Below are 23,537 nucleotides of genomic sequence, written 5' to 3' on the forward strand. Positions count from 1 at the left end.
GCAGTTGGTACCGCAGGCTACCCGCTGGGCCGAGGCTTTTGCTGCTAAAGCGTTATCCTACATTCCTCATTTTTAATTTTTTAATTGAAAATGGCCGTTAATACCGCTCGTCCACCTGCCTCTCAGCCGCGTCAGAATGTGCCGCGGGCAATAGTGCCGCCTCCGGCACCCGAGCCGGTGCATGTGCCCGAGCCGGAGGAAGCGCCCGAACCTGAACCCAAAGCACCGCGCGTTGAAAAGAAAGCACGCTCGACGTGGAGCATCTTTACCCTGGTTGAGAAGATACTGAACGTCGACGGGTTGTTCCGTGATGGGGTGCCCGTGCGCTTTCTGCCGCACATACTCTTCGTGATGCTGCTGATCCTGGTTTACATCGGCAACACGCACTACGCTACGCGCATGAACCGGGGCATTCAGAAGCTGAAAGTGGAAACGGAAGATCTGCGGGCTGACTATACCACGCTGAAGTCGGACTACATGGAAGCCAGCAAGCAAAGCGAAGTGGCGCGCAAAGTAGCCGCCTACGGGCTGGTAGAAAGCTCGTCGCCACCCTTCCGCATCACGGTACCAGCTGGCGGCCTGGAAGAAGCCGAACTAGACCGCGTAACGGTGAGTGAGGCCGACTCGCTAGCTGTGCGGGCCGCGCAGGATTCGGTAGCAGCGGCGGCTGCAAAGCCCACAACGGCCTCTACGGCCTCCACAGCAGCGCCTAAACCAACCCCGAAACCGGCAGCTAAGCCAGCCAAGAAACCGACTCCTACCACCGCTAAGCCAGCAGGCAAGAAGCAGCAGAAGCACTAGTTGAGGTATGAGCAAGCAGGGCAGCGTTAAGAAGTCTATTGTTACGCGGGTGCGGCTCGCCTTCTTGGGCGTGCTGTTGTTTTCGGGTGCTATCGTCTGGAAGATTCAGCACATCCAGTACCAGGAAGGGGAGAAGTGGCGCGCCTTAGAGCAGCAGCGCCGCATCGTGTACCAGCCGGTATTTGCCACCCGAGGCAGTATCCTGTCGGATAACGAAAGCATCATGGCTACCTCGCTGCCCTTTTTTCGGGTGGCTTGGGACCCGTCGGTGGTGAACGAGGCGCTGTTTAAGAGCAACGTCGACTCACTGGCTATTGCCCTGTCGCGCTTTTTCGGCGACCGATCAGTACAGGATTACAAGCGCAAGCTGAAAAACGCGTACTACGCCAAGCCGCAAGTGCGCTACCTGCGCCTGAACTCGCGCCAGATCAACTACCAAGAAAAGAAGCTGCTGGCTACCTGGCCCATCTTCCGGACCGGTAAAAACAAGGGCGGCGTCATCTTCGAAAAGGTCGACAAGCGTTTCCGTCCCTTTGGCGGCTTGGCGCAGCGTACCATTGGCTTTGTGAACGAAGAAAAGCATGGCGCTGGCTTGGAATATACCTTCAATAAGCAGCTAGCTGGCAAAGACGGCGAAGCCTTGTTTGAACGCCTGCCCGGTGGCCTCAAGCCCGTGTACGACGGCACCGAAATCAAGCCTCAAGCTGGCTATGATATCAAAACCACGCTCGACATCAACCTGCAGGACGTGGCCGAAAACGCTCTGCTGCGCAGCCTGATCGACAACAATGCGCAGTACGGCACGGTCATTCTGATGGAGGTGAAGACCGGCGAAATCAAGGCCGTGGCCAACCTCGGCAAGGTAGCCGATGGTGTGTACCGTGAAGACTACAATTACGCGCTGGCCGACCAAGGCCGTACCGAGCCGGGCTCCACGTTCAAGCTGGCCTCAATGATGGCTTTGTTTGAAGACAACCCCAGCTTGTCGCTCGACGACACGGTGAATACCGGCCGCACTGGCTCCATGAAAATTGCCGGCGCCGTTAAGACCGACTCCCACCCTTACGGCAAGATTTCGGTGCAGCAGGTATTTGAGAAGTCATCGAACATAGGCGTGGCTAAGCTGGTAAACGACCACTTCGCCCCTGATCCTAACAAATACACCGACTACCTCAAGAAATTTGGCCTGCACCAGCCGCTGGGCATCCAGATGGCGGGCGAGGCGCGTCCCTATGTGAAAGACCCCAAGGACCGCTCCTGGAGCCGCACGTCGCTTTCGACGATGAGCATCGGTTACGAACTTAAGCTGGCGCCCCTGCAGACGCTGGCTTTCTACAATGCCGTGGCTAACGACGGTGTGAAAGTGCAGCCCCTCATTGTAAAGGAAATCAAGCAGGCCGATCAGGTGCTGGAGCGTTTTGAAACCCGGGTACTGAACCCGAAGATCTGCTCCGATGCTACACTGGCCAAGGTACGCGCCATGATGGAAGGCGTGGTAGAGCACGGCACGGCCCGCGGCATTCGCACCGAAGACTATAAGATTGCCGGCAAGACCGGCACGGCCTGGAAATTCAAAAACGGCCGCTACACCAAGACGTATTCTACTTCCTTTTGCGGCTATTTCCCGGCCGATAAGCCGAAGTATTCCTGCATTGTAGTGGTCGATTCGCCCAAGAACGGCCGCATCTACGGCGCCGATGTAGCTGCGCCGGTGTTCCGCGAAGTAGCCGATAAGGCCATGGCCCGCGACCAAGCCAGCCAGCGGCCCTTGCTGGCCCGCGCCCCGCTACGCAAGGCTGTGGTGCCAGCAGCCCACGCCGGCCTGCAGGACGAATTGCAGCTGGTGTGCAGCCGCATGGGCGTGAGTAACCATCCCGCCGGCTCCGCGGCCGATGACTGGGTGCGAGCCGAAACCCGCGAGGGTATCACGGCTTTGCAGTGGGAATCCCTACCCGTACGCCGCGGCCGCATGCCCGACGTAACTGGCCTTACGCGCCGTGACGCCCTGTTTTTACTTGAAAACCGTGGACTGCGCATCCGCTCCATCGGGACCGGCCGTGTGACGCGCCAGTCAGTGCCAGCTGGCACACCCTTGACTCGGGGTGCCTCCGTAGTGCTGGAGCTGAAAGATCCATCGTTGGTGGCGAAGGCCGCCGTGCCGGCGCTGCCTTACGCGCATCCAAAGCCTTCCGTGGCTCCCGAGCCAACGGTAATTCCTGAGCCCGTTTCGCCAACCGGGCAGCCCATAGCCCGACCAGATGATCCGGGGGCATTGTTCCCGGGGCAAAAGCCGGCCCGGCCAAGGCCATCGGCAGCCCAGCCGGTGGGCGGCAAGTCGGCCCGCCGCTCGTAATAATCCTTCCTTGAATTCTACGCTGCATTTTACTCTTGACTTCACCTCAACCTGAATCTTCGCACTTGCTCTCCGCGCTCCTCGCCGATGTTACTGTGCTAGACAAGCGCGGTGCTGGTGACGTAGCCATCACCAGCCTCACGCTCGATTCGCGGCAGGCTACGGCCGGGGCTGCGTTTTTCGCACTGCGCGGCGTACAAACCGATGGACACCAGTTTATTCTCAAAGCCGTAGCGCAAGGCGCGGCCGTGGTGGTGTGCGAAGAACTGCCAGCCGAGCTAAGCGAGCAGGTAGCATTTGTATTGGTAAAAGACAGCGCCGAGGCTATGGGCCATATGGCGGCTGCGTTCTATGGGCACCCTTCCAAACAGCTGAAATTGGTGGGGGTAACCGGTACCAACGGCAAAACCACTACTGTTACCCTGCTGCATAAGTTATTTTCTGCCCGCGGCTACAAAGCCGGAATGCTCTCCACGGTGCAAAACCAGATCGGGCACGAAGTGGTGCCGGCCACGCACACCACGCCCGATGCCATCCGCCTCAACGAGCTACTGGCACAGATGGTGGTGGCCCGCTGCACGCACGCTTTTATGGAAGTCAGCTCGCACGCTGTGGTGCAGCACCGCGTAACGGGGCTGCATTTCGCCGGGGGCGTCTTCACCAACCTGACCCACGACCACCTTGATTACCACGGCACGTTCGATAACTACTTGAAAGCCAAGAAAGGCTTTTTCGACATGCTGCCGGTTTCAGCCTTTGCCCTTACCAACGCCGATGATAAGCGCGGCATGGTGATGCTGCAAAACACCAAAGCCAAGAAATCGACTTACTCCATGCGGGGCTTGGCCACCGTGCGGGGCCGACTGATTGAGAACGGCGTCGATGGCCTGCAAATGGAAGTAGATAGCCATGAGGTGCAATTCCGCCTCATCGGTGTCTTCAATGCCTACAACCTACTAGCCGTGTACGGCGCCGCCACACTGCTGGGCGAAGAGCCCGATGATGCACTGACGGTGCTTTCGGGTCTGACTTCGGCGCCGGGGCGTTTCGAGCCGGTGGTGTCGCCGCGCAAGCGCGTGGTGGGCATCGTGGATTACGCCCACACGCCCGACGCGCTGGAGAACGTACTGGAGACCATTGCCGAAATCCGCCGACCCGATCAGGCCGTGATTACGGTGGTAGGCTGCGGCGGCAACCGCGACGGCGCCAAACGCCCTATCATGGCTGAGTTGGCCTGCCGGCTGTCCGACCGAGCCGTGCTCACCTCGGACAATCCGCGCTTCGAAGACCCCGACGAAATCCTTCGCCAGATGCAATCCGGCGTGCGCCCTACCGATGCGGGCAAGTACCTCACCGTGCCCGACCGCCGCGAAGCTATCAAAACTGCCTGCGCCTTGGCCCGCCCCGGCGACATCGTGCTGGTAGCGGGCAAAGGCCACGAAACTTACCAGGAAGTCCAAGGCCAGCGCAGCGCCTTCGACGACCGTGAAGTGCTGCGCGAAGCTTATGAACTGCTGAGTTTATAATAGGTGTAGCAAGCTGCGCTACATTAAAATCTTCTAATTCGCAACGTTTGACCGCACCCGAAAAAGCCGAATTTTTGCTGCTTCACCGCGCCTGAATTGGCTAGCGCACCTGCCTTGACTAATGCTTTACTACCTTTTCGATTACCTCCACCGCTATTACAACGTGCCCGGCACTGGGGTATTTCAGTACACCTCGTTCCGCGCCGCTATGGCAGTGGTTACGTCGCTCATCATCGCGCAGCTGTTTGGTAAGCAGTTGATTGCTATTCTGCGACGCAAGCAGATCGGGGAAACGGTGCGCGACCTGGGCCTGCAGGGGCAGCTGGAGAAAAAGGGTACGCCTACGATGGGCGGCCTGATCATACTGCTGGCTATTCTGGTGCCCACACTGCTTTTTGCCAAGCTCGATAACACCTATATCATCCTGATGCTGCTTAGCACGGTTTGGTTAGGCTTGGTTGGCTTCGTCGATGACTACATCAAAGTAGTAAAGAAGGATAAAGAAGGCCTGCCGGGCCGACTCAAGATTTTGGGGCAGCTTGGACTGGGCATTACCGTGGGATGGGTGCTGTTCTTCAGCCACGACGTAACGGTACGCCAATATTTACTACCCAATGGCCAGTTTTCGGCCGTAGACGCCAGCAAGGTGTATCAGGACGTGAAGCTGATGATTACCACCATCCCCTTCGCCAAAAACAACGAGCTGAACTACGGCGACTTGTTCGCTACCGCGGGAGACTTCTTCAACGAATACTACGCCTTCTTCTACGTTCCCATCGTCATTATCATCATTACGGCGGTGTCGAACGGGGCCAACATCACCGACGGGCTCGACGGACTGGCGGCTGGTACTTCAGCCATCATCGGGACTACTCTGGGCGTGTTTGCCTTCGTGTCCGGTAACGCTGTCCTGGCCGATTACCTCGACATCATGTTCATTCCGAACGTGGGCGAGCTAACGATTTTCTGCACGGCCTTCGTAGGAGCCTGTGTGGGATTTTTGTGGTACAACTCGTACCCGGCGCAGGTATTCATGGGCGACACCGGCTCGTTGGCCATCGGCGGCATTATCGCAGTGCTGGCCCTCATCGTACGCAAGGAGCTACTGATTCCAGTGCTCTGCGGTATATTCCTGATCGAGAACCTGTCGGTAATCGTGCAGGTGAGCTACTTCAAGTACACCCGACGCAAGTACGGCGAAGGTCGTCGCCTGCTGCGCATGTCGCCCTTGCACCACCACTACCAGAAGCTGGGCTACCACGAATCCAAAATCGTATCGCGGTTCTGGATTGTGGGCATTATGCTGGCCGTGCTTACTCTCGTAACCCTCAAACTGCGTTAAGCCATGCAGCATTCAGGTGAAGGCAAAACCTTGGTAGTACTCGGCTCCGGCGAAAGCGGGGTAGGGGCCGCGCTGCTCGCGCAGGCCAAAGGCTACGCCGTCTTCGTCTCCGATGGCGGGCCGCTGAAGCCTGTGTACCGCGAAAAGCTGACGGCCGCCGGCATCCGCTTTGAGGAGGGTACGCACACACTGGAAGAAATTCTGGTGGCCGACGAAATCGTGAAGAGCCCCGGCATTCCGGAAAAGGCGCCGGTAATGAAAGCCGTGCGGGAAAAAGGCATTAAAGTCATTTCCGAAATCGACTTGGCCAGCCGCTACACCAAGGCGCAAAGCATTGGCATTACCGGTACCAACGGCAAGACGACCACCACGCTGCTGACGTACCACTTGTTGAAAGAGGCGGGCTTCAAAGTCGGCCTGGCCGGCAACGTCGGTCACTCGTTTGCCGAGCAGGTCATCGACGATAAGTTCGACTGGTACGTGCTGGAGTTGAGTTCCTTTCAGCTCGACGATACCTATGACTACACGCCTACCGTGGCTGTGCTGCTCAACATCACGCCCGACCACCTCGACCGCTACGATTACTCACTAGAGAAATACGCCCAGGCCAAGCTGCGCATCACCCGCAACCTGGACAGCAGCAGCTATTTCGTTTACAACGCCGACGACCGCGTAATCGAGCAGGAGTACCAATCGGTGTTCGTCGATACCAACGACCTGCCCTTCAGCCTGCAGCCGCATCCCGATGCCGATTGTGCGGCCCATTATCTGTCAGATACCACGTTGCGCATTCGCATTCCGCAAGCGCAGACTGAGGGAGCGGAGGAAGTGAGCATTGCTCGCTCGCCGCTTATCGGGCAGCACAACCGCCAGAACATGGCCGCGGCCATTCTGGCGGCTCGCGTCGCTGGGGTATCCGTACCACAAATTGAAGCCGCTTTGCCCACCTTCAGCAACGCCGACCACCGCCTGCAACCTGTGGGTGAAATTAACGGTGCCCGCTTCATCAACGATTCCAAAGCCACCAATGTGGAAGCCGCGTGGTACGCGCTGGACGGTGTGAAAGCGCCGCTGATCTGGATTGCGGGTGGTACCGATAAAGGCAACGACTATTCCACGCTGCTGCCACTGGCCAAGGACAAAGTAAAAGCCCTGATCTGCCTCGGCGTCGATAATGCCAAACTGCAAGCCGCTTTTGGTGCAGTGATACCGGTGTTGGAAGAAACCCAAGATGTGCGCGATGCCGTGCGCCGTGCCGCCGAGCTGGCCCAGCCCGGCGACGTGGTGCTGCTCTCGCCCGCCTGCGCATCTTTCGATTTATTCAAGAACTACGAAGACCGCGGCCGGCAATTTGCCCAAGCGGTAGAACAACTGACGCAGGAAAGAGCCTTGTCATCCTAATGCCCTGGCTGGAGACTTTATCACGCCAACGAGCCCTCTGGATCTGGTGCTTGCCATCAGCGGTGATGAGGTCTTCAGCAGCCGGTATTTTGACAAGCGAAAAAGCAGTGAATCAAGCATAAACAGCACTTATGGAACCCATTAAAAACTGGCTGGAGAAGAACCTTAAGGGTGACCCTGTCCTGTGGGGCATCGTTCTGCTGTTCTCGTTTATCTCGATTGCGGTGGTGTACTCGGCTACTGGTACACTGGCTTATAAGAAGATGGGCGGCAACACCGAGTACTTCCTCATCAAGCATGCAGGCCTAATCTTCGTTGGGCTCTTTTTCGCTTGGTTGGCGCACCTTATCGATTACCGTCATTATTCACGCCTGTCGCTATACGCGCTGCTGGTGTCGGTGCCGCTGCTGATTTTTACCTACTTCATGGGGGGGACCACCGTGAATGAGGCCTCGCGCTGGCTCACGATTCCGGTCATCAACCAGACCTTTCAGCCTTCTGACTTGGCCAAGCTGGCGCTGATTTCGCACCTGGCCAGCATGCTTTCCCGTCGTCAGCAGTACGTGGAAAACTTTAAGACCACACTGCTACCCGTAATGATCTGGGTAGGCGTTATCTGTGGCATTATTGTGCTTTCGAACGCCTCCACAGCGCTTTTGCTGTTTTTTACCTGCCTGTTGCTGATGTTTATTGGGCGGGTACCGCTGAAGCAAATGATGGTGATGGTGCTCATCGGAGCGGTTTTGGGTGGCATTGGTTTGGCTACCGGCCAGCGAGGTAAGACGGTAATGTCCCGTATCGAAAACTTCACCGATAAGTCGAAACCGGTGCCTTTCCAGCTGGAGCACAGCTACATTGCTATTGCTACAGGTGGGCTGACCGGCAAAGGGCCAGGCAACAGTACCGAGCGTAACATCCTGCCGCACCCTTATTCTGACTTTATCTACGCCGTCATCATTGAGGAGTACGGTCTGATGGGCGGGGTAGGAGTGCTGTTTCTCTATCTGGCTTTCCTGTACCGAGGCTTGCTTACCGTGATGCGCAGTTACGGCGCATTCGGCGGACTGCTTTCAGCGGGACTGAGTTTCAGCTTGGTGCTGCAAGCCATGGTCAACATGGGCGTAGCCGTGGGCCTCGGGCCGATTACGGGTCTGCCGTTGCCGTTGCTGAGCATGGGTGGTACCTCGCTCATCTTCACCGGGATAAGCATTGGTATTATCTTGAGCGTAAGCCGCGGGGAGCGGGAAATTCGTCCGATGGTGGGTGAACCCGAAGATGCTCCCCGCATTCCAAAACAAACGGCAATGGCCTGATGCCGAACAGTCTCTTCGCCCGACATAACGGCTTGACCTTCCGCATTGAAGCGGACTTGCCTGAATTGGGCTGGTATCTGAATGTATACGACGAGCAGGGCAGGAACATTGCTGACTACCTGCAAGACAGTGCAGAAATAGCCAAAAGCTTCGCGGATGAAGAATTTGGAGTGCCTTCCACAGCCTGGGAAAAAGTTGAATTAGCAAACTGATGGCAGCAGCCCAACATATCGAGCCAAACCTCAATGCCTCTTGCCGCGTCATCATCAGCGGCGGAGGCACAGGTGGGCATATATTCCCAGCTGTGGCTATTGCCAACGAATTGCGCCGGCGGCGGCCCGATGCCGACATCCTGTTTGTGGGCGCCAACGGCCGTATGGAGATGACGCGCGTGCCCGAAGCCGGCTACCGTATCGTGGGGCTCGATATTGCGGGGCTGCAGCGTCGGCTTACGCCGCAGAACCTGCTTTTTCCGGTGAAAGTGTTCCGGGCCGTGCGCAAAGCGGGCAAGTTGCTCGAACGCTTCCGTCCCGATGCCGTGGTGGGAGTAGGTGGCTACGCCTCGGCCCCGGTACTGCTGGCTGCTACCTCACGGGCCATTCCGGCGCTGATTCAAGAGCAGAATTCGTACGCCGGTCTCGTAAATAAGCTGCTCGCCAAGCGCGTTGATAAAATCTGCGTCGCCTACGAAGGCATGGAACGGTTTTTCCCAGCGGAGCGGCTGCTACTGACCGGCAACCCTGTGCGCAGCGAAATTGCGGGCGGCGACCGTGCTGAGGCGCTGAAGTTCTTTAACCTGGATCCTGACCGCCCAGTGCTGTTGGTGGTAGGCGGTAGCCTAGGGGCCCGCACCCTTAACCAAGCCACGGCCGCTGCCCTGCCACGCCTGTGCGAAGCCGGCGTACAGTTGCTGTGGCAAACGGGTAAACTGTACTTCCCCGATGCGCAGCAGCAATCGGCTCCCTTTGCAGCAGCAGGCCTGCATGCCTTGGAATTCATCAAGCGCATGGATCTGGCTTATGCCGCCGCGGATGTGGTCATCAGCCGCGCCGGTGCTTTATCAGTCTCTGAATTGTGCCTTACCGATAAGCCTTGCGTACTGGTGCCTTCTCCCAATGTGGCCGAAGACCATCAGACCAAAAACGCCCAAGCCTTGTCGTCGCGCAATGCCGCTCTGCTCGTGACCGATGCCGAGGCTTCGCAGCAACTTTATTCGGTGGCTCTGGATTTGCTACGCGACCCAGCCCGCCAAGCCGAGCTACGCCGCAACATTCAGCCCCTAGCGCGTCCCGATGCTACCCTTGCCATCGTTGACGAGCTGGAAATCCTAATCGAACGCCAACGCGCATTAATCGCCCGATGAATCCTGTAGCCCAGTTTCCTTACGTCTACTTTCTCGGCATTGGCGGCATTGGCATGTCGGCGCTGGCGCGCTGGTTCCGGGCCAATGGTCATATCGTGTGGGGGTACGACAAGACCCGTACGCCGCTTACCGAGGCCCTGCTGGCCGAAGGCATCCACATCCACTTCGAGGACGACCCACGGCATATACCCACGGAGGTGCGCGAAAATCCGGAAAAGACTTTGGTGGTGCTGACGCCGGCCATTCCTAAGGATCATCAGGAATGGGCGTGGCTGCGCGAAAATGGCTTCGACATTCGCAAACGTAGCCAAGTGCTGGGGCTGCTCACTGCTGACCGCCGCACCATCGCCGTGGCCGGTACGCACGGCAAAACCACTACCAGCAGCATGGTGGCTCACCTGTTGCACCACGCTGGTATTCCGGCCGGCGCATTTTTGGGCGGCATCAGCGTCAATCTGGAATCGAACCTGCTGTTGCCCCCCGCCGATGCCGGGGCTGAAGTACCGGTGGTGGTGGAGGCCGACGAGTACGACCGCAGCTTCCTGACCCTGCACCCCGACGTGGCCATCGTAACCAGCACCGACGCCGACCACCTCGACATCTATGGCGAGCAAGCCGCTCTGATCGACTCGTTTCGGCAGTTTGTCAGCCAGATTAAGCCCGGCGGCACCTTGCTGTTGAATCACACCGCCGACCCCAGCTTGGCTGAGGCCGTGCCATCTGGCGTACGCGTACTCCGCTACGGCCTTACACCTAGCCAAGGGCCTGAAGTACATACGGGGCACATTCATGCCCACGGTCATGCGTTTCGGTTCGAACTGTTGGCACCTGGTCTGAGCGATGCACGCGTGACCGGCTTGGAACTCCATGTTCCCGGCTTTCACAACGCGGAAAATATGATTGCAGCTGCCGCTGCGGCCCACCTGATGGGATTGGGATGGGACCAGCTGCCTAGCGCAGTAGCTGCCTACCGGGGTGTGCACCGTCGTTTTGAATTTGTGCTGACGAAGGGAACAGAGCGGGCTTACATCGATGACTACGCTCACCATCCGCGCGAGATAGAAGCGTTTCTGCGCTCAGTGCGAGAATTGTATCCTGGGAAGAAACTGCGGGTCATATTTCAACCGCACTTGTACTCCCGGACTCGCGACTTTGTTGACGGATTTGCCCAAAGCCTTAGCCTCGCCGATGAGGTGATTCTGTTGCCTATTTACCCCGCCCGCGAACAACCAATCGAAGGCGTTTCGTCGGATATAATTTACGAAAAGATCAAAGGCCCTCGCAAAGCTTTGCTTTCCAAGGAGCGGGTGCTGCAGGCCGAGGCCGCTTACAGCGACGAAGACTTTGAGGTGCTGGCAACCGTAGGAGCCGGCGACATTGACCAGCTCGTGCCGGAATTGAAAAAAATCTTGCAGAAGAAGTGGTATGGCTCTGAAGCGTAAGGCAAAAAATGTACTTTTCATTATTGGCAGTCTGCTCTTGCTGACCGTCTTAACTGTCTTTGCCTCTGTGCGTCAGCACAACCGACCAGTGGGCTCGGTTGTCGTGACAATCAGTAACGAGTTTAACAATTTCTTCATCAGCGAACAGCAAGTGACGGCTCTGCTCACGCGTAATGGAAATCAGCGGCTGGAAGGGTCCGAGCCGCAGGACTTGGATCTGCGGGCTCTGGAAGGTCGCCTGAAAACCCATCCGTTTGTGAAAGACGCACAAGTATACCGCGACCTGGGTGGCAACCTTCACGCCGAGGTGCGCCAAAACCGCCCCATTGCTCGCCTCGTGCATGCTGATGCCAGCCAAGATCAATACCTCGATGCTGATGGCCAGACCTTGCCATTATCGGCGCTTTATTCCGCCCGAGTATTACCTATCGCACGGGTAGGGGGAGCCGCATTGGACGAGCAATTTTTCCAAGATTCGACTGGTACAAGGTATCTTGATTTTTTGCGCTACGTAGATGAGCATCCCTTCTGGCGGGCTCAAATCGCCGAAGTATTTTTGTCGCCCAATGGCAAAATAATTTTCACCCAACAAGTCGGCGACCAGCGCGTGGAATTTGGATATCCCGAGAATATTTCGGAAAAATTTGCGAAACTCATGGTATTTTACCGCCAAATTCCGCCAGCTTTAGGATGGGATACCTATCACCGCGTCAATGTGGAATTCCAGAACCAAATAATTTGCGAATAGGTCGGGCGTTTAAAGCCCTTGATCTTCCGGCATTTCGACCTCTCCAGACCCTGAACACCGCTTTCACCCGCCAGCTTAACCTCCATGCAGCACGATAAAATTGTAGTCGGTCTCGACATTGGCACCACCAAAATCTGCGCCTTGGTGGGCCGCAAAAATGAGTTTGGTAAACTCGAAATTCTGGGCATGGGGAAGGCCGTGTCGGAGGGCGTCGTGCGCGGTATCGTGTCGAATATCGACAAAACGGTAGACGCTATTAAGCGTGCTATCCGGCAGGCAGAGGAACAATCAGGAATTAATATCGGCATTGTTAATGTAGGCATTGCCGGTCAGCATATTAAGTCGTTGCAGCACAACGGCTCAATTACGCGCGCATCGGCTGACAACGAAATCACGCAGGAAGATGTGATGCGCCTTACCAACGATATGTATCGTTTGGTGACACCGCCCGGCTCGGAAATTATTCACGTAATGCCCCAAGACTACAAGGTGGATTACGAGGAAAATATCATGGATCCGGTGGGTATGTCGGGGGTACGTTTGGAGGGCAACTTTCACATCATCACGGCCCAAAGCACGGCCATCAACAACATCAACAAGTGCGTGACCAAGGCGGGTCTCGAAATCGACAACCTGATTTTGGAGCCGCTGGCATCCTCCATGTCGGTGCTGTCGGATGAGGAGAAAGAGGCCGGCGTCGCGCTGATTGATATTGGCGGTGGAACCACTGACCTGGCTATTTTCAAGGACGGCATCATTCGTCACGCAGCGGTGCTGCCGTTCGGCGGTAACATCATTACCTCCGATATCAAGCAGGGCTGCCTGGTAATGCAGAACCAGGCAGAGCAACTGAAGGTGAAATTCGGCAAGGCCATTGCTGAGGAGGCATCGGAATACGAAATCGTGAGCATTCCTGGCTTGCGTGACCGGGCACCCAAGGAAATCAGCCTGAAGAATCTAGCTTACATCATCGAGGCCCGCATGGAGGAGATTCTCGAACTGGTGTACGCCGAGATTCAGCGCACCGGCTTCGAGAAGAGCCTGGCAGCTGGTATTGTGCTGACGGGTGGCGGCTCGCAGTTGCAGAATCTGGTACAGCTGACGGAGTACATCACCGGGATGGACACCCGCATCGGCTATCCCAATGAGCATTTAGGCAAGTCGCGCATCGAGGCCGTAAAGTCGCCGATGTACGCTACCACAGTAGGCCTGGTGTTATCAGGATACCGCTCGCTCGATGAGCGTGGCTCGCGTCAGCAATACGACGAGTACACCATGACGCGCCCCCACGAAGCGCCGACTCGTCAGAATGCCCAGCCAACGGCTCAACAACCGCAGGCGCAGCCCCAGCAGGCTAAGCCTGAGCATCCCAAGCAGCCTAGCAAGGCCGCCGGCTTCTTCCGCGACATCCTGAGCCGCACGAAAGGGCTGCTCATTGACGACTTTGACGATAAACAGTACTAAGTCAATGAACAATGACCAATTGACAATGAGCAATGTGCACTGCCAGCTTGCGAAAGAAGCTGACTTCGTGCGTAAATTCGTTCTCCGCTCAATTGCTCATTGATCATTGTTGATTGATCATTGACCCAACACTGCCATGGATTTTAAATTTGATATCACGCCCCAGGGTAAGTCCATCATCAAGGTGATTGGCGTGGGTGGCGGCGGCTCCAACGCCGTCAACCACATGTTCTCGCAAGGCATCAAGGACGTAGAGTTCATTATCTGCAACACCGATAAGCAGGCGTTGCAGAGCAGCACCGTGCCCAACCGGCTTCAGATCGGGGTGGACCTAACCGAGGGTCTCGGCGCTGGTGCCAACCCTGAGCGGGGCAAGCAGGCCGCCATCGAGAGCCGCGAACAGATTCGGGAACTGCTCAGCAACGGGACCAAAATGGTGTTTATCACGGCCGGTATGGGCGGTGGTACAGGCACCGGTGCGGCCCCGGTAATTGCTAAAGTGGCCAAAGAGCTGGGCATTTTGACTGTGGGCATCGTGACGGCGCCTTTCATGTTTGAGGGCCGCCGCAAGCGCCAGCAGGCTGAGCAAGGCATTCGTGACCTTAGTGAGAACTGCGACACGGTGCTGGTGATTCTCAACGATAAGCTGCGCGAGATGTACGGCAACCTGCCCATCCGTTCTGCTTTTGCCAAGGCTGATAATGTGCTGAGCACGGCCGCCAAATCCATTGCCGAAATCATCACGGTGACGGCCGATGTGAACGTGGACTTTGAAGACGTGAAAACCGTCATGAAGGACTCGGGTGCCGCCGTAATGGGCAGCAGCATTACCGAAGGCGAAAACCGCGCCCGCCGCGCCGCCGAGGAGGCGTTAGCTTCGCCGTTGCTGAACAACACTGATATTCATGGCGCGCAGAAGATTCTGCTTTCCATCATGTCGGGCGACCAGGCCGAACTGGAGATGGATGAGCTGACAGAAATCACGGAGTACATTCAGGCCAAAGCCGGTCAGGATGCGGAGGTGATTTTCGGTCACGGCATCGACGGTACGCTGGGGCAGAGCATCCGGGTGACGGTAATTGCTACCGGTTTCGCCCGCGACGCGCACGACATTTCCATCATGGGTGGTATGGCCAGCCGTGAGCTGGAGCCCAAGTCGGAGCCCGTAGCAGCCGTAGTTCCCGACCCGCAAATCAACCTGTTCGATAAAGACCGCCACGAGCCTGTGGGCATGCGGCCGGCGGCCGTTAACCCGGTAGTCGCTGCGCCTGCGCCCCCTGTGGTAGTTAGCCCGGTAGCCAGCACAGATTTTCCCCCGGTGACAGCGGCACCCACTCCGGAACAGCCTCAAGCTCGCTTTGACCTGGATCAGTCGCCGTCGCCATTTGTACCTCCGGTGGTGTTCCCGGTGTCGCCTGCTCCTGAGCCTTCCGTAGTACAGCAGACATCAGCGGCACCAGCAGTGCCCATGGCGCCGCAGGTACAAGCCGTGCCCGCTCGCCCGTCGTTGGATGCGCGCGCCGAGGAGCGCCGCCGTCGTCTGATGGAACTCAGCAACGGCCTGTCGAACGACGCGGTGAAGGAGCAGTTGGAGGTTCCTGCTTACCTACGCCGCCAAGTGAAGTTGGAGCCGGTGCAGCCCTCATCCGAGCGCAATATTTCCCGCTTCAATCTGTCAGACGACAATGAATTGCTGGGCGACAACCGTTTCTTGCATGACAACGTCGACTAGTTCGATTTAGTAAGTCAAACAAAAAGGCCGCTGGTTTACCAGCGGCCTTTTTGTTTGGCCTGTCAGCAAAAACAGTAATTAGTTTGGGTCAGCGAAATCAGGGTTTGTAATAAATGTATTGTCCGTCAGAGTATTGAGAAAGGCAATAATCTGTCGCTTTTCAGCTGAACTGAGAATCATTCGTCCTGAAGGCGTATGGGGACTGTTGGCCAAGTTGGGGTCTAGATTAGGGCTGTTCAGCTTAACATGGTCGCTGTAATGGTCGAGAACCTGCTCCAAGGTCTGGAAACGGCCGTCGTGCATGTAGGGAGCCGTGAGGGCAATGTTGCGCAGGGTAGGCGCTTTGAACATACCCATGTCGAAGGGTTGGTTGGTAATTGCACCCCGTCCGCGGTCAGTGAAGGTATCATCTAGGCCGTTGTTGAAGAAGGTATTGTAGGGCCCAGAGAAAGTGCCTAGAGTGTGGCAGTGAAAGCATTCGGCCCCACGCGTGTTGCCCACAGCGTGGGTGCGAAACAGCACGAAGCCCTGCAACTCGTCGCTGGTAAACACGCTTGGATTATTGGTGGCGGCAAACTGGTCGTACTTCGAATCAGCCGAAATCAGTGTGCGTTGAAACTGACTTAGTGCCTTCAATAAGTTCTCCTCCGTGATTTTCGCTGAGCCAAAAGCCCTACGGAACAGGGGCGGGTAGGCACTGTTCTGCTGCAGCTTGCGCACCGCCTCTGATAAAGACTGATGCATCTCCACCGGATTTTCGAGGGGCATGCGGGCTTGCTCCTCCAAAGTGCTGGCGGCACCGTCCCACATCAGGTTTCTTTCCCAAGCCATGTTGGCCAGAGTCATGCTGCTGCGTGGGTTGCGCTGCCCCCGAATGCCTACCGAAAAAGCGCGTCCATCGGTAAATGCTTTGCTTTGCTGGTGGCACGAACCGCAGGATATGGTGTTGTCGCCAGAGAGCTGCTTTTCATAGAACAGTTTTCGGCCCAAAGCTACGCCTTCCATGGTGAGCGGATTGTCGGGCGTGGGCGGAAAGGCTGGAAAGCCGCGTGGGCGTATAAGCTCCAAAGGGGTAGGAGCGGGGGCAGGGCCCTCTACGTCCTTGTCGGGCTCACAGGCAATGGCCAGAAATACTAAACCGGCCGGGACAACCAGTTTCCAAAAACGAGATGTAGCAGTCGAGTTCAAGGACAACCAGCTGAATGTGTGGAAGCTGAAAATACGCGTTTTCAGCTGAATAACCACTGGAGCTTATTGGCGGTTCGCTCTAGTTGTTACAAGAACTCAGCATGTGCTGTAGTCCCTATGAGTGGCAGATGCAGCCAACTGATAACGGCAAGCACCCGGTGTGGGCAAGTTCGTTAGAGTTCCGAGTGCACACAAGGAGGTATAAGTTGGTGCAAATGGGGCTAGCGTGGCTCTGACAATTGCGGGTTGTTGATGAACTGCTCGTCGGTGAGCGTGAGTAGAAAAGCCCGTAAATCGTTTTTCTCCTGTGCGCTTAGCGGTATGCCCAGCCGACCGCCTTGAAGCCGCAACTGCGGATCCAGGGTTGGGGATTCTACCACACCCTGGTCATAATGCTCCAGTACTTCGCTCACGGTTTGAAAACGGCCGTCATGCATGTAGGGGGCTGTGAGGGCGACATTGCGCAGACTGGGTACCTTGAACAACCCTACCTCCCCGCGCCGCCCGGTAATGTGCGCCCGGCCCGAATCCAGCGGGAAGCTACGGTCGAGGCCGTTGTTGCGGAACGATTCGTCTGTAAACAGGTCGGTGGCGTGGCAACTGCCACATTTGCTCTGAAATATCGAGCGGCCACGCAACTCTGCATCCGTCATGTGCCCGCCAGCTTCGCCGCGCACGTAGCGGTCATAGCGCGAATGGGCAGAGGTAAAGCCCGCCATGAACTGGGCCATAGCCTTTAGAAACTGCTGCGACGTGATAGGCCCTGCTCCGTACACCTGCTCAAAGCGGCGCCGGTAATCACCATCGGTATTGAGCTTGCGCAAAACGTTTTCCAACGTCTCATCCATTTCCACTGGATTGGAGAGTGGAGCTAGCGTCAGTACTTCCAAGTTGGCAACGCCGCCATCCCACATTAAGCCACGGCGCCAGCGCAAGTTCTGCAGCGGGGGCGCATTTCGAGTGCCCAATCGGTTATCGACTCCGGGGCTAACTACATGACCGGTGTGTGCAAAAGCTACGGACTGCTGATGGCAAGAGCCGCACGAGATGGTGTTGTCGCGGGAAAGCCGCGGGTCGTAGAACAGCTTGCGCCCCAGTTCGAAAGCCGCCCGGTTGGGCATGTTTTGGTCCAGAGCATACACCGGTGCCGGAAAATTATTGGGCATGGTGCTGCCAGGCACCTCTTCTAATGGGTGTATGTCGGCATCGGGGTGGCAAGCTACCGTGAGCAGCCCCGCCAGCAATGCCGCAAGTGAGGCTGTTCGGGTTCGTTTCATGGCCGGCCGGCGAAAGCCCGTTAGTGAATATGGTCGATGCGGAACATACCGGCCGCGTAGTTGTCCGCAATGCGCACCGAATTGGGATCGGAGCTATGGCCCGTGGAAGCCAACTGAGCAAAGCGGATTTCATTTGCCCCAGTGAACATCTTAAGTACATCAGTTTTGAGGTACAGTTCAGGCGTGCGTTCAGTCCGCACCTGCAATGCTGCAGTACCCACTGGCAGGGCCGGCGTGATGGTGCGGATGGTGCTGTTGGGGCGGCGGAACCCTCCGATATGGTATGACAAGCGACCAGTGCCGGATTGCGGGGAGGTCCCTTCCATTTTTACAAAAATATACCCCGAGCTCCAGCTCCAATACATATCGTTGCCCACGTCCAGGGCACCGGTTTGAGCGCCCGAGGTATTACGTGCGCTGTCTACCCCAATGGTAAAAGTTACTTTCGTGTAGTCACCGGTGGGTATATCCTTCAAGGTGAACTTCTGCGACGCTGGTTCGGCGTGCTTTACCAAATAGTAACTTTCCGGTTCGGCCCATTCCGTGCCGTCGGCTTGGGTGAGCTTGATATTGGAAATGATGTAATTGAATTTGCTAACGGTAAACTGGTCGCCGGCAGCGCTGGTATAAGTTTGGCCGAAGGTCAAGGCTTGGTTGCCCACCACATTTTCAAACGCAAAGCTGAGTTGACCTTGGCTGGGAACTGGGTTTTTCTTTTTCTCGCAGGAAAAGAGGAAAAAAGAGGCAGCGCTAAACAGCAGCGCAAAAAAGCTAGTGGAGCGAGTACGCTGTGACATTGAAGGAGGCGGCTGAAGATTGATGATGTCAGGCAATAGAAAGCCCATTGCGTGCATAGAAGCTAAAAAATCTGCTGAATAAGCACACTGTTACAACAGCATTAACCTAGCAATGGTGGATGGAAAATACCATTGCCCCATTCAAATGCATATAGCACATTTATCTCTAATAGAGGCGTAGATGCTGAATGAAAAGTAAGCTGACAGGCCAGTGCAAGTTGGGGCAGCGGCAACAAGGCGTCGTACTTGATTTTGCCTGCGTCCGCGTTGGGCGACCTGTTGTCTTCAGCGCTTTTCGCCAGCTGCTTTTTCAGGTGGCATTGGCCATGGCAGCGCAGTTGGGGCTTGTCTTTATTGAGGCAGAAAAGCTCCGTGATACGGGCCTTGTGTAGGGCATAGTCCAACACGATTACTTCCCGGCTGAACGATTGCAGCAGGATAAGCAACGTGAGTAAAATGGCTAGGCCCTTTTGCATTGAAGCCGCGGTGAATGCCTAAATATAGGCATACAGTCTTTCCCGAAAAGAGCAGTCTAATCAGGCCATTAGTTGACCTCTGCTTCTAGAACCGTAGCAGTTGGGCTGCCTGTTCCCGCAACAGTTGTTCAAACAGGTGGTGGGTCAGCTTATCGTCGGTAGTCAGGTATTGTTCGATGCCAGGCAGGCGCACGCGCGTTGGAAGCACTGCAGTACCCAGATACATCAGCACGTCGCTGAGGTGGCTCAGAGCTAACAGGCCGCCTTGGCTGCCCGACGATAAGCCTACCAAAGCAGCCTTCTTATTCCTGATTCCACCGGGATAGGGAAGGCCATCGATAAATGCTTTCAGCACGCCTGGAAAGGAGCAGTTGTATTCAGGCACTACAAATACCAGCTTTTCGGCGGCACTGGCTTTGGCGGCCAAGCTGTTGAATTCGGAATTCTGACCAGCTTTTTCATAAAGAGCTGACACTATAAAATCAGCTGGCAACTCGGCCAAATCCAGAATATCAGCAGTAGCACCCAGCTCTTGAAGCAGCGCCGCGTATAATTTGCTGATGCGGAGTGCGCGCGAATGAGGCCGGTTGGTACCGGCTACGATGGTTATCATTAGGAGGCTGAAGCAGACGCCGTAACAATTTTAAGGGCCAGCCAGAATGCGAGGTCCGTTGTTTCGGCGACGGGTAGGTACAAAAGAAAAGCGAAACGGAGGGCCGTTTCGCTTTTCCGCTTTCGCAGATCTTAACTACGAAGCCCTACACAAGGTTATTGGAAGTAGCCTTGGCCGTGAGGAATTCGCGGTTCAAGATGGCAATGTTTTCCAGCGAGATACCTACCGGGCATTCGGCTGCGCACGAACCGATGTTGGAACAGGCACCAAAGCCTTCTTTGTCCATCTGAGCGACCATGTTTTCTACGCGGGTTTTGCGCTCCACCTGGCCCTGCGGCAATAGTGCCAACTGCGACACCTTCGCCGAAACGAACAGCATTGCAGAAGAGTTTTTGCAAGCCGCAACGCAAGCGCCACAAGCAATACAGGTTGCGGCGTCAAAGGCCCGGTCCGCAATGTTCTTGGGAATCGGAATTTCGTTAGCGTCGGGAACACCGCCGGTGTTGATCGACACGTAACCTCCGGCCTGAATGATGCGGTCGAAAGCCGAGCGGTCTACGCTCAGGTCTTTGTTGACAGGGAAAGCAGCGGAGCGCCAGGGTTCGATAACGATGGTATCACCGTCGTTGAACTTGCGCATGTGCAGCTGGCAGGTGGTCGTGCCCGGCTCCGGGCCGTGGGCACGGCCGTTGATAAACAGGTTGCACGAGCCGCAGATACCTTCGCGGCAGTCGTGGTCGAAGGCTACCGGCTCTTCTCCTTTGTGGAGCAGGTCCTCGTTGAGCACATCAAGCATTTCCAGGAAAGACATTTCGGGTGAAATATCTTTCACTTGGTAATCTACCAGATTACCTGCGTTCTGACGGTTTCGTTGCCGCCACACGCGCAGGGTGAGGTTCATGGGTTTGGCGTTCGGGTTACTTCCGGCCATTTTCTTGTAGAGAAGTTAGACTGAAGGCACGAGCAGTGAGCGTCGTAAGGTTGCTCCGGTAAAGGAAGCCGTTGCACGGCTCTCACTACTCGTGTCTTGCGTCTGAGGTCTTAAGATTATTTGTAGCTGCGCTGCGTGAGCTTCACGTTCTCGAACGAGAGGTCCTCTCTGTGGAGTGCTTCGGCGGTGTTGTCGCCGAGGTATTCCCAAGCGGCTACGTACGCAAAGTTCTCGTCGTCACGGAGGGCTTCGTTTTCGGGCGTTTGGTATTCTTCGCGGAAGTGACCACCGCAGCTTTCGTTGCGGTTCAGGGCGTCGTCTACCATCAGCTCGCCCAGCTCCAGGAAGTCAGCCACGCGGCCGGCAGCTTCCAGGGTCTGGTTCAACTCCTCATTAACACCAACCACGCGCAAATCAGTCCAGAACTCCGAACGAAGTTGCTGAATAGCCTGCTTGGCGAAGCGCAGGCCCTCAGCGTTGCGCGACATACCACAGTAATCCCACATGATCTTGCCGAGAGCTTTGTGGAACTCGGTAGGGGTGCGGGTGCCATTGATGTTCATGAACTTCGCAATCCGCTCACGCACCTGCGTTTCTGCCTCCTGGAAAGCCGGGTGCTCCGTCGTGACGGGCTTGGACGGCGTTTGGGCCAGGTAGTCCCCAAGGGTATAGGGAATTACGAAGTAGCCATCGGCCAATCCTTGCATCAGGGCCGATGCCCCGAGGCGGTTGGCACCGTGGTCAGAGAAGTTGCACTCGCCTAGCGCATATAGGCCCGGTACGGTGGTCATCAGGTTGTAATCAACCCACAGACCGCCCATGGTATAGTGTACCGCCGGGTAAATGCGCATCGGTAGCTCATACGGGTTTTCGCCGGTGATTTTCTCGTACATGGCAAACAGGTTGCCGTACTTTTGGCTCACCTTGTCGAGGCCGTCACGATTGATGGCATCAGCGAAATCTAGGTACACAGCCAGGCCCGTTGAGCCCACGCCGCGACCTTCGTCGCACATCATCTTGGCATTACGCGAAGCTACGTCGCGCGGTACGAGGTTACCGAAAGCGGGATACTTGCGTTCCAAGAAGTAGTCCCGGTCATCTTCAGCAATATCGGCTACGCGAATCTCGCCGCGGCGCAGGCGCTCGGCCATTTCCACCGTCTTGGGCACCCACACGCGGCCGTCGTTACGCAGCGACTCTGACATCAGCGTCAGCTTCGACTGGTAGTCGCCCGATACGGGGATACAGGTCGGGTGAATCTGCGTGAAGCAGGGGTTGGCGAAGTAAGCTCCCTTTTTGTGCGCGCGCCAAGCAGCGGTAGCGTTGGAGTACTTAGCGTTGGTGCTTAGGTAGAATACGTTGCCATAACCACCGGTGCAGAGCAGCACAGCGTGGGCCGCGTGCGTCTGAATTTCGCCGGTGATAAGGTTACGCGTCACGATGCCGCGGGCCTGGCCATCCACAATGACCAGATCGAGCATTTCGGTGCGGGTGTACATCTTCACCTTTCCGTAAGCAATCTGGCGCGAGAGGGCCGAGTAGGCACCCAGCAACAACTGCTGTCCGGTTTGGCCGCGGGCGTAGAACGTGCGGCTTACCTGCGCGCCACCGAAAGAACGGTTGGCTAGCAATCCGCCGTACTCACGGGCAAAGGGTACGCCTTGAGCTACGCACTGGTCGATGATGTTCACCGATACCTGCGCGAGGCGGTATACGTTGGCTTCGCGGGCGCGGTAGTCACCACCTTTAACGGTGTCGTAGAACAGACGGAAAACGGAGTCGCCGTCGTTCTGGTAGTTCTTAGCCGCGTTGATACCGCCTTGAGCAGCGATAGAGTGCGCACGGCGGGGTGAATCGTGGAAGGTGAATGCCTTCACGTTGTAACCCAGCTCAGCCAACGAAGCGGCAGCAGAAGCACCAGCCAAGCCGGTGCCCACCACGATTACGTCATACTTACGCTTGTTGGCCGGGTTTACCAGCTTGACGTTGAACTTGTGTTTCTCCCACTTCTCGGCCAAAGAGCCTTCGGGAATTTTCGCTTCCAGCTTCATAAGGTGCAAACTGGTTAGGGTTACTTAAAGAAGAAGAAGTACAACGGCATCGCAGCAAAACCAGCGCAAACGATAATCGAGAAGGCGTAGCCGAAGTACGTAATGAAGGGCGTGTACTTGCGGTGGGTGAGACCCAACGTCTGGAACGCGCTCTTGAAACCGTGGATAAGGTGATAGGCCAAGGCAACCTGGGCCAACACGTACAGCAGTACGTACCACCACTGCTTGAAGGAACTGGCTACCAAGGTGTACAGGTCATCGTTGTTGTTGATGTCCGGATCCAAATCACCAAAGCGCGCGCGCCAAAAGAAGTTGTACAAGTGTACCAACAAGAAAATCAGAATGATGGTGCCTAGTAGGCCCATATTGCGTGACTGCCAAGGGCTGTTCTGCTCATTGTGATTCACCACGTAGCCCTGGTTGCCCCGAGCCGCCTTATTGCGACGGATGAGCATAATGGACTCATAGATGTGAAACACAAATCCCGCCACAAGCACCCATTCGATGGTGCGGATGACGGGATTGGTACCCATAAAATGGGAGTAGATATTAAAAGCAACCCCTCCGTCGTTCTTAAACAACTGGAGGTTGCCAATCAGGTGAATTACCAGAAACGAACACAAGAACAGGCCCGTGATGGCCATGATGATCTTGCGACCGATGCTGCTGGAAAGCGTGTTGCTAAGCCAACTCATAGGGAACGGAAGGGTGAGAAAAAT

General features: G+C 56.4%; 20 protein-coding genes. 12 read left to right on the plus strand and 8 right to left on the minus strand.

All coding sequences use genetic code 11. The annotated features are described in order from the left end of the window. Positions 1 to 90: 90 nt before the first annotated feature. The 12 genes from AC5FXY_RS08500 (at position 91) to ftsZ (ending at position 15,485) form a co-directional block, all read left to right on the plus strand. Positions 91 to 801, plus strand: coding sequence for an FtsL-like putative cell division protein (locus AC5FXY_RS08500; RefSeq protein ID WP_493556229.1), 711 nt, complete (start codon positions 91 to 93; stop codon positions 799 to 801). Between the two features lie 7 nt (positions 802 to 808). Further along, complete coding sequence (locus AC5FXY_RS08505; protein WP_493556230.1) at positions 809 to 3,154, plus strand: penicillin-binding protein; 2,346 nt, start codon at positions 809 to 811, stop codon at positions 3,152 to 3,154. Positions 3,155 to 3,219: 65 nt separating this feature from the next. Continuing rightward, the gene (locus AC5FXY_RS08510; RefSeq protein ID WP_493556231.1) at positions 3,220 to 4,680 is read left to right on the plus strand and encodes a UDP-N-acetylmuramoyl-L-alanyl-D-glutamate--2,6-diaminopimelate ligase; all 1,461 of its coding nucleotides are present in this window, start codon (positions 3,220 to 3,222) and stop codon (positions 4,678 to 4,680) included. Between the two features lie 121 nt (positions 4,681 to 4,801). Then, positions 4,802 to 6,022, plus strand: coding sequence for a phospho-N-acetylmuramoyl-pentapeptide-transferase (gene mraY / locus AC5FXY_RS08515; RefSeq protein WP_493556232.1), 1,221 nt, complete (start codon positions 4,802 to 4,804; stop codon positions 6,020 to 6,022). A 3-nt stretch (positions 6,023 to 6,025) separates the two neighbouring features. Continuing rightward, entirely contained in the window at positions 6,026 to 7,423 is a 1,398-nt protein-coding gene (gene murD, locus AC5FXY_RS08520) for a UDP-N-acetylmuramoyl-L-alanine--D-glutamate ligase (protein ID WP_493556233.1), read from the plus strand. A gap of 131 nt (positions 7,424 to 7,554) precedes the next feature. Further along, a complete protein-coding gene (locus AC5FXY_RS08525) occupies positions 7,555 to 8,736 on the plus strand; it encodes an FtsW/RodA/SpoVE family cell cycle protein (RefSeq protein WP_493556234.1) in 1,182 nt (393 codons plus the stop codon). 32 nt (positions 8,737 to 8,768) lie between these two features. Then, positions 8,769 to 8,948 carry a hypothetical protein gene (locus tag AC5FXY_RS08530; RefSeq protein WP_493556235.1) on the plus strand — a complete coding sequence of 60 codons (180 nt, stop codon included), beginning with the start codon at positions 8,769 to 8,771 and terminating at the stop codon, positions 8,946 to 8,948. Then, a complete protein-coding gene (gene murG / locus AC5FXY_RS08535; protein ID WP_493556236.1) occupies positions 8,948 to 10,099 on the plus strand; it encodes an undecaprenyldiphospho-muramoylpentapeptide beta-N-acetylglucosaminyltransferase in 1,152 nt (383 codons plus the stop codon). Before AC5FXY_RS08530 ends, murG begins: the two co-directional genes overlap by 1 nt. Beyond that, positions 10,096 to 11,541 carry a UDP-N-acetylmuramate--L-alanine ligase gene (gene murC, locus AC5FXY_RS08540; protein WP_493556237.1) on the plus strand — a complete coding sequence of 482 codons (1,446 nt, stop codon included), beginning with the start codon at positions 10,096 to 10,098 and terminating at the stop codon, positions 11,539 to 11,541. The genes murG and murC overlap by 4 nt, the downstream gene beginning before the upstream one ends. Beyond that, a complete protein-coding gene (locus AC5FXY_RS08545) occupies positions 11,525 to 12,289 on the plus strand; it encodes a cell division protein FtsQ/DivIB (RefSeq protein ID WP_493556238.1) in 765 nt (254 codons plus the stop codon). Before murC ends, AC5FXY_RS08545 begins: the two co-directional genes overlap by 17 nt. Before the next feature lie 84 nt (positions 12,290 to 12,373). Further along, positions 12,374 to 13,753, plus strand: coding sequence for a cell division protein FtsA (ftsA, locus tag AC5FXY_RS08550; RefSeq protein ID WP_493556239.1), 1,380 nt, complete (start codon positions 12,374 to 12,376; stop codon positions 13,751 to 13,753). 136 nt (positions 13,754 to 13,889) lie between these two features. Next, positions 13,890 to 15,485: a cell division protein FtsZ gene (ftsZ, locus tag AC5FXY_RS08555; RefSeq protein WP_493556240.1), complete on the plus strand. Its 1,596-nt coding sequence runs from the start codon at positions 13,890 to 13,892 to the stop codon at positions 15,483 to 15,485. Positions 15,486 to 15,563: 78 nt separating this feature from the next. Here the strand turns inward: ftsZ and AC5FXY_RS08560 are convergent, their stop codons facing one another. The 8 genes from AC5FXY_RS08560 to AC5FXY_RS08595 form a co-directional block, all read right to left on the minus strand. Beyond that, positions 15,564 to 16,553, minus strand: coding sequence for a cytochrome-c peroxidase (locus tag AC5FXY_RS08560; protein ID WP_493556241.1), 990 nt, complete (start codon positions 16,551 to 16,553; stop codon positions 15,564 to 15,566). 341 nt (positions 16,554 to 16,894) lie between these two features. Then, positions 16,895 to 17,950: a cytochrome-c peroxidase gene (locus tag AC5FXY_RS08565; protein ID WP_493556242.1), complete on the minus strand. Its 1,056-nt coding sequence runs from the start codon at positions 17,948 to 17,950 to the stop codon at positions 16,895 to 16,897. Between the two features lie 20 nt (positions 17,951 to 17,970). Beyond that, positions 17,971 to 18,747, minus strand: coding sequence for an MbnP family protein (locus tag AC5FXY_RS08570; RefSeq protein ID WP_493556243.1), 777 nt, complete (start codon positions 18,745 to 18,747; stop codon positions 17,971 to 17,973). A 101-nt stretch (positions 18,748 to 18,848) separates the two neighbouring features. Next, a complete protein-coding gene (locus tag AC5FXY_RS08575) occupies positions 18,849 to 19,223 on the minus strand; it encodes a hypothetical protein (RefSeq protein WP_493556244.1) in 375 nt (124 codons plus the stop codon). Positions 19,224 to 19,308: 85 nt separating this feature from the next. Then, the gene (locus tag AC5FXY_RS08580; protein ID WP_493556245.1) at positions 19,309 to 19,836 is read right to left on the minus strand and encodes an NADPH-dependent FMN reductase; all 528 of its coding nucleotides are present in this window, start codon (positions 19,834 to 19,836) and stop codon (positions 19,309 to 19,311) included. Between the two features lie 145 nt (positions 19,837 to 19,981). Further along, the gene (locus tag AC5FXY_RS08585; protein WP_493556246.1) at positions 19,982 to 20,737 is read right to left on the minus strand and encodes a succinate dehydrogenase/fumarate reductase iron-sulfur subunit; all 756 of its coding nucleotides are present in this window, start codon (positions 20,735 to 20,737) and stop codon (positions 19,982 to 19,984) included. A gap of 146 nt (positions 20,738 to 20,883) precedes the next feature. Next, a complete protein-coding gene (locus AC5FXY_RS08590; RefSeq protein WP_493556247.1) occupies positions 20,884 to 22,818 on the minus strand; it encodes a fumarate reductase/succinate dehydrogenase flavoprotein subunit in 1,935 nt (644 codons plus the stop codon). Positions 22,819 to 22,838: 20 nt separating this feature from the next. Further along, positions 22,839 to 23,513 carry a succinate dehydrogenase cytochrome b subunit gene (locus AC5FXY_RS08595; RefSeq protein ID WP_493556248.1) on the minus strand — a complete coding sequence of 225 codons (675 nt, stop codon included), beginning with the start codon at positions 23,511 to 23,513 and terminating at the stop codon, positions 22,839 to 22,841. Positions 23,514 to 23,537 lie beyond the last annotated feature (24 nt).

Source organism: Hymenobacter sp. FMD4 (assembly GCF_058932745.1).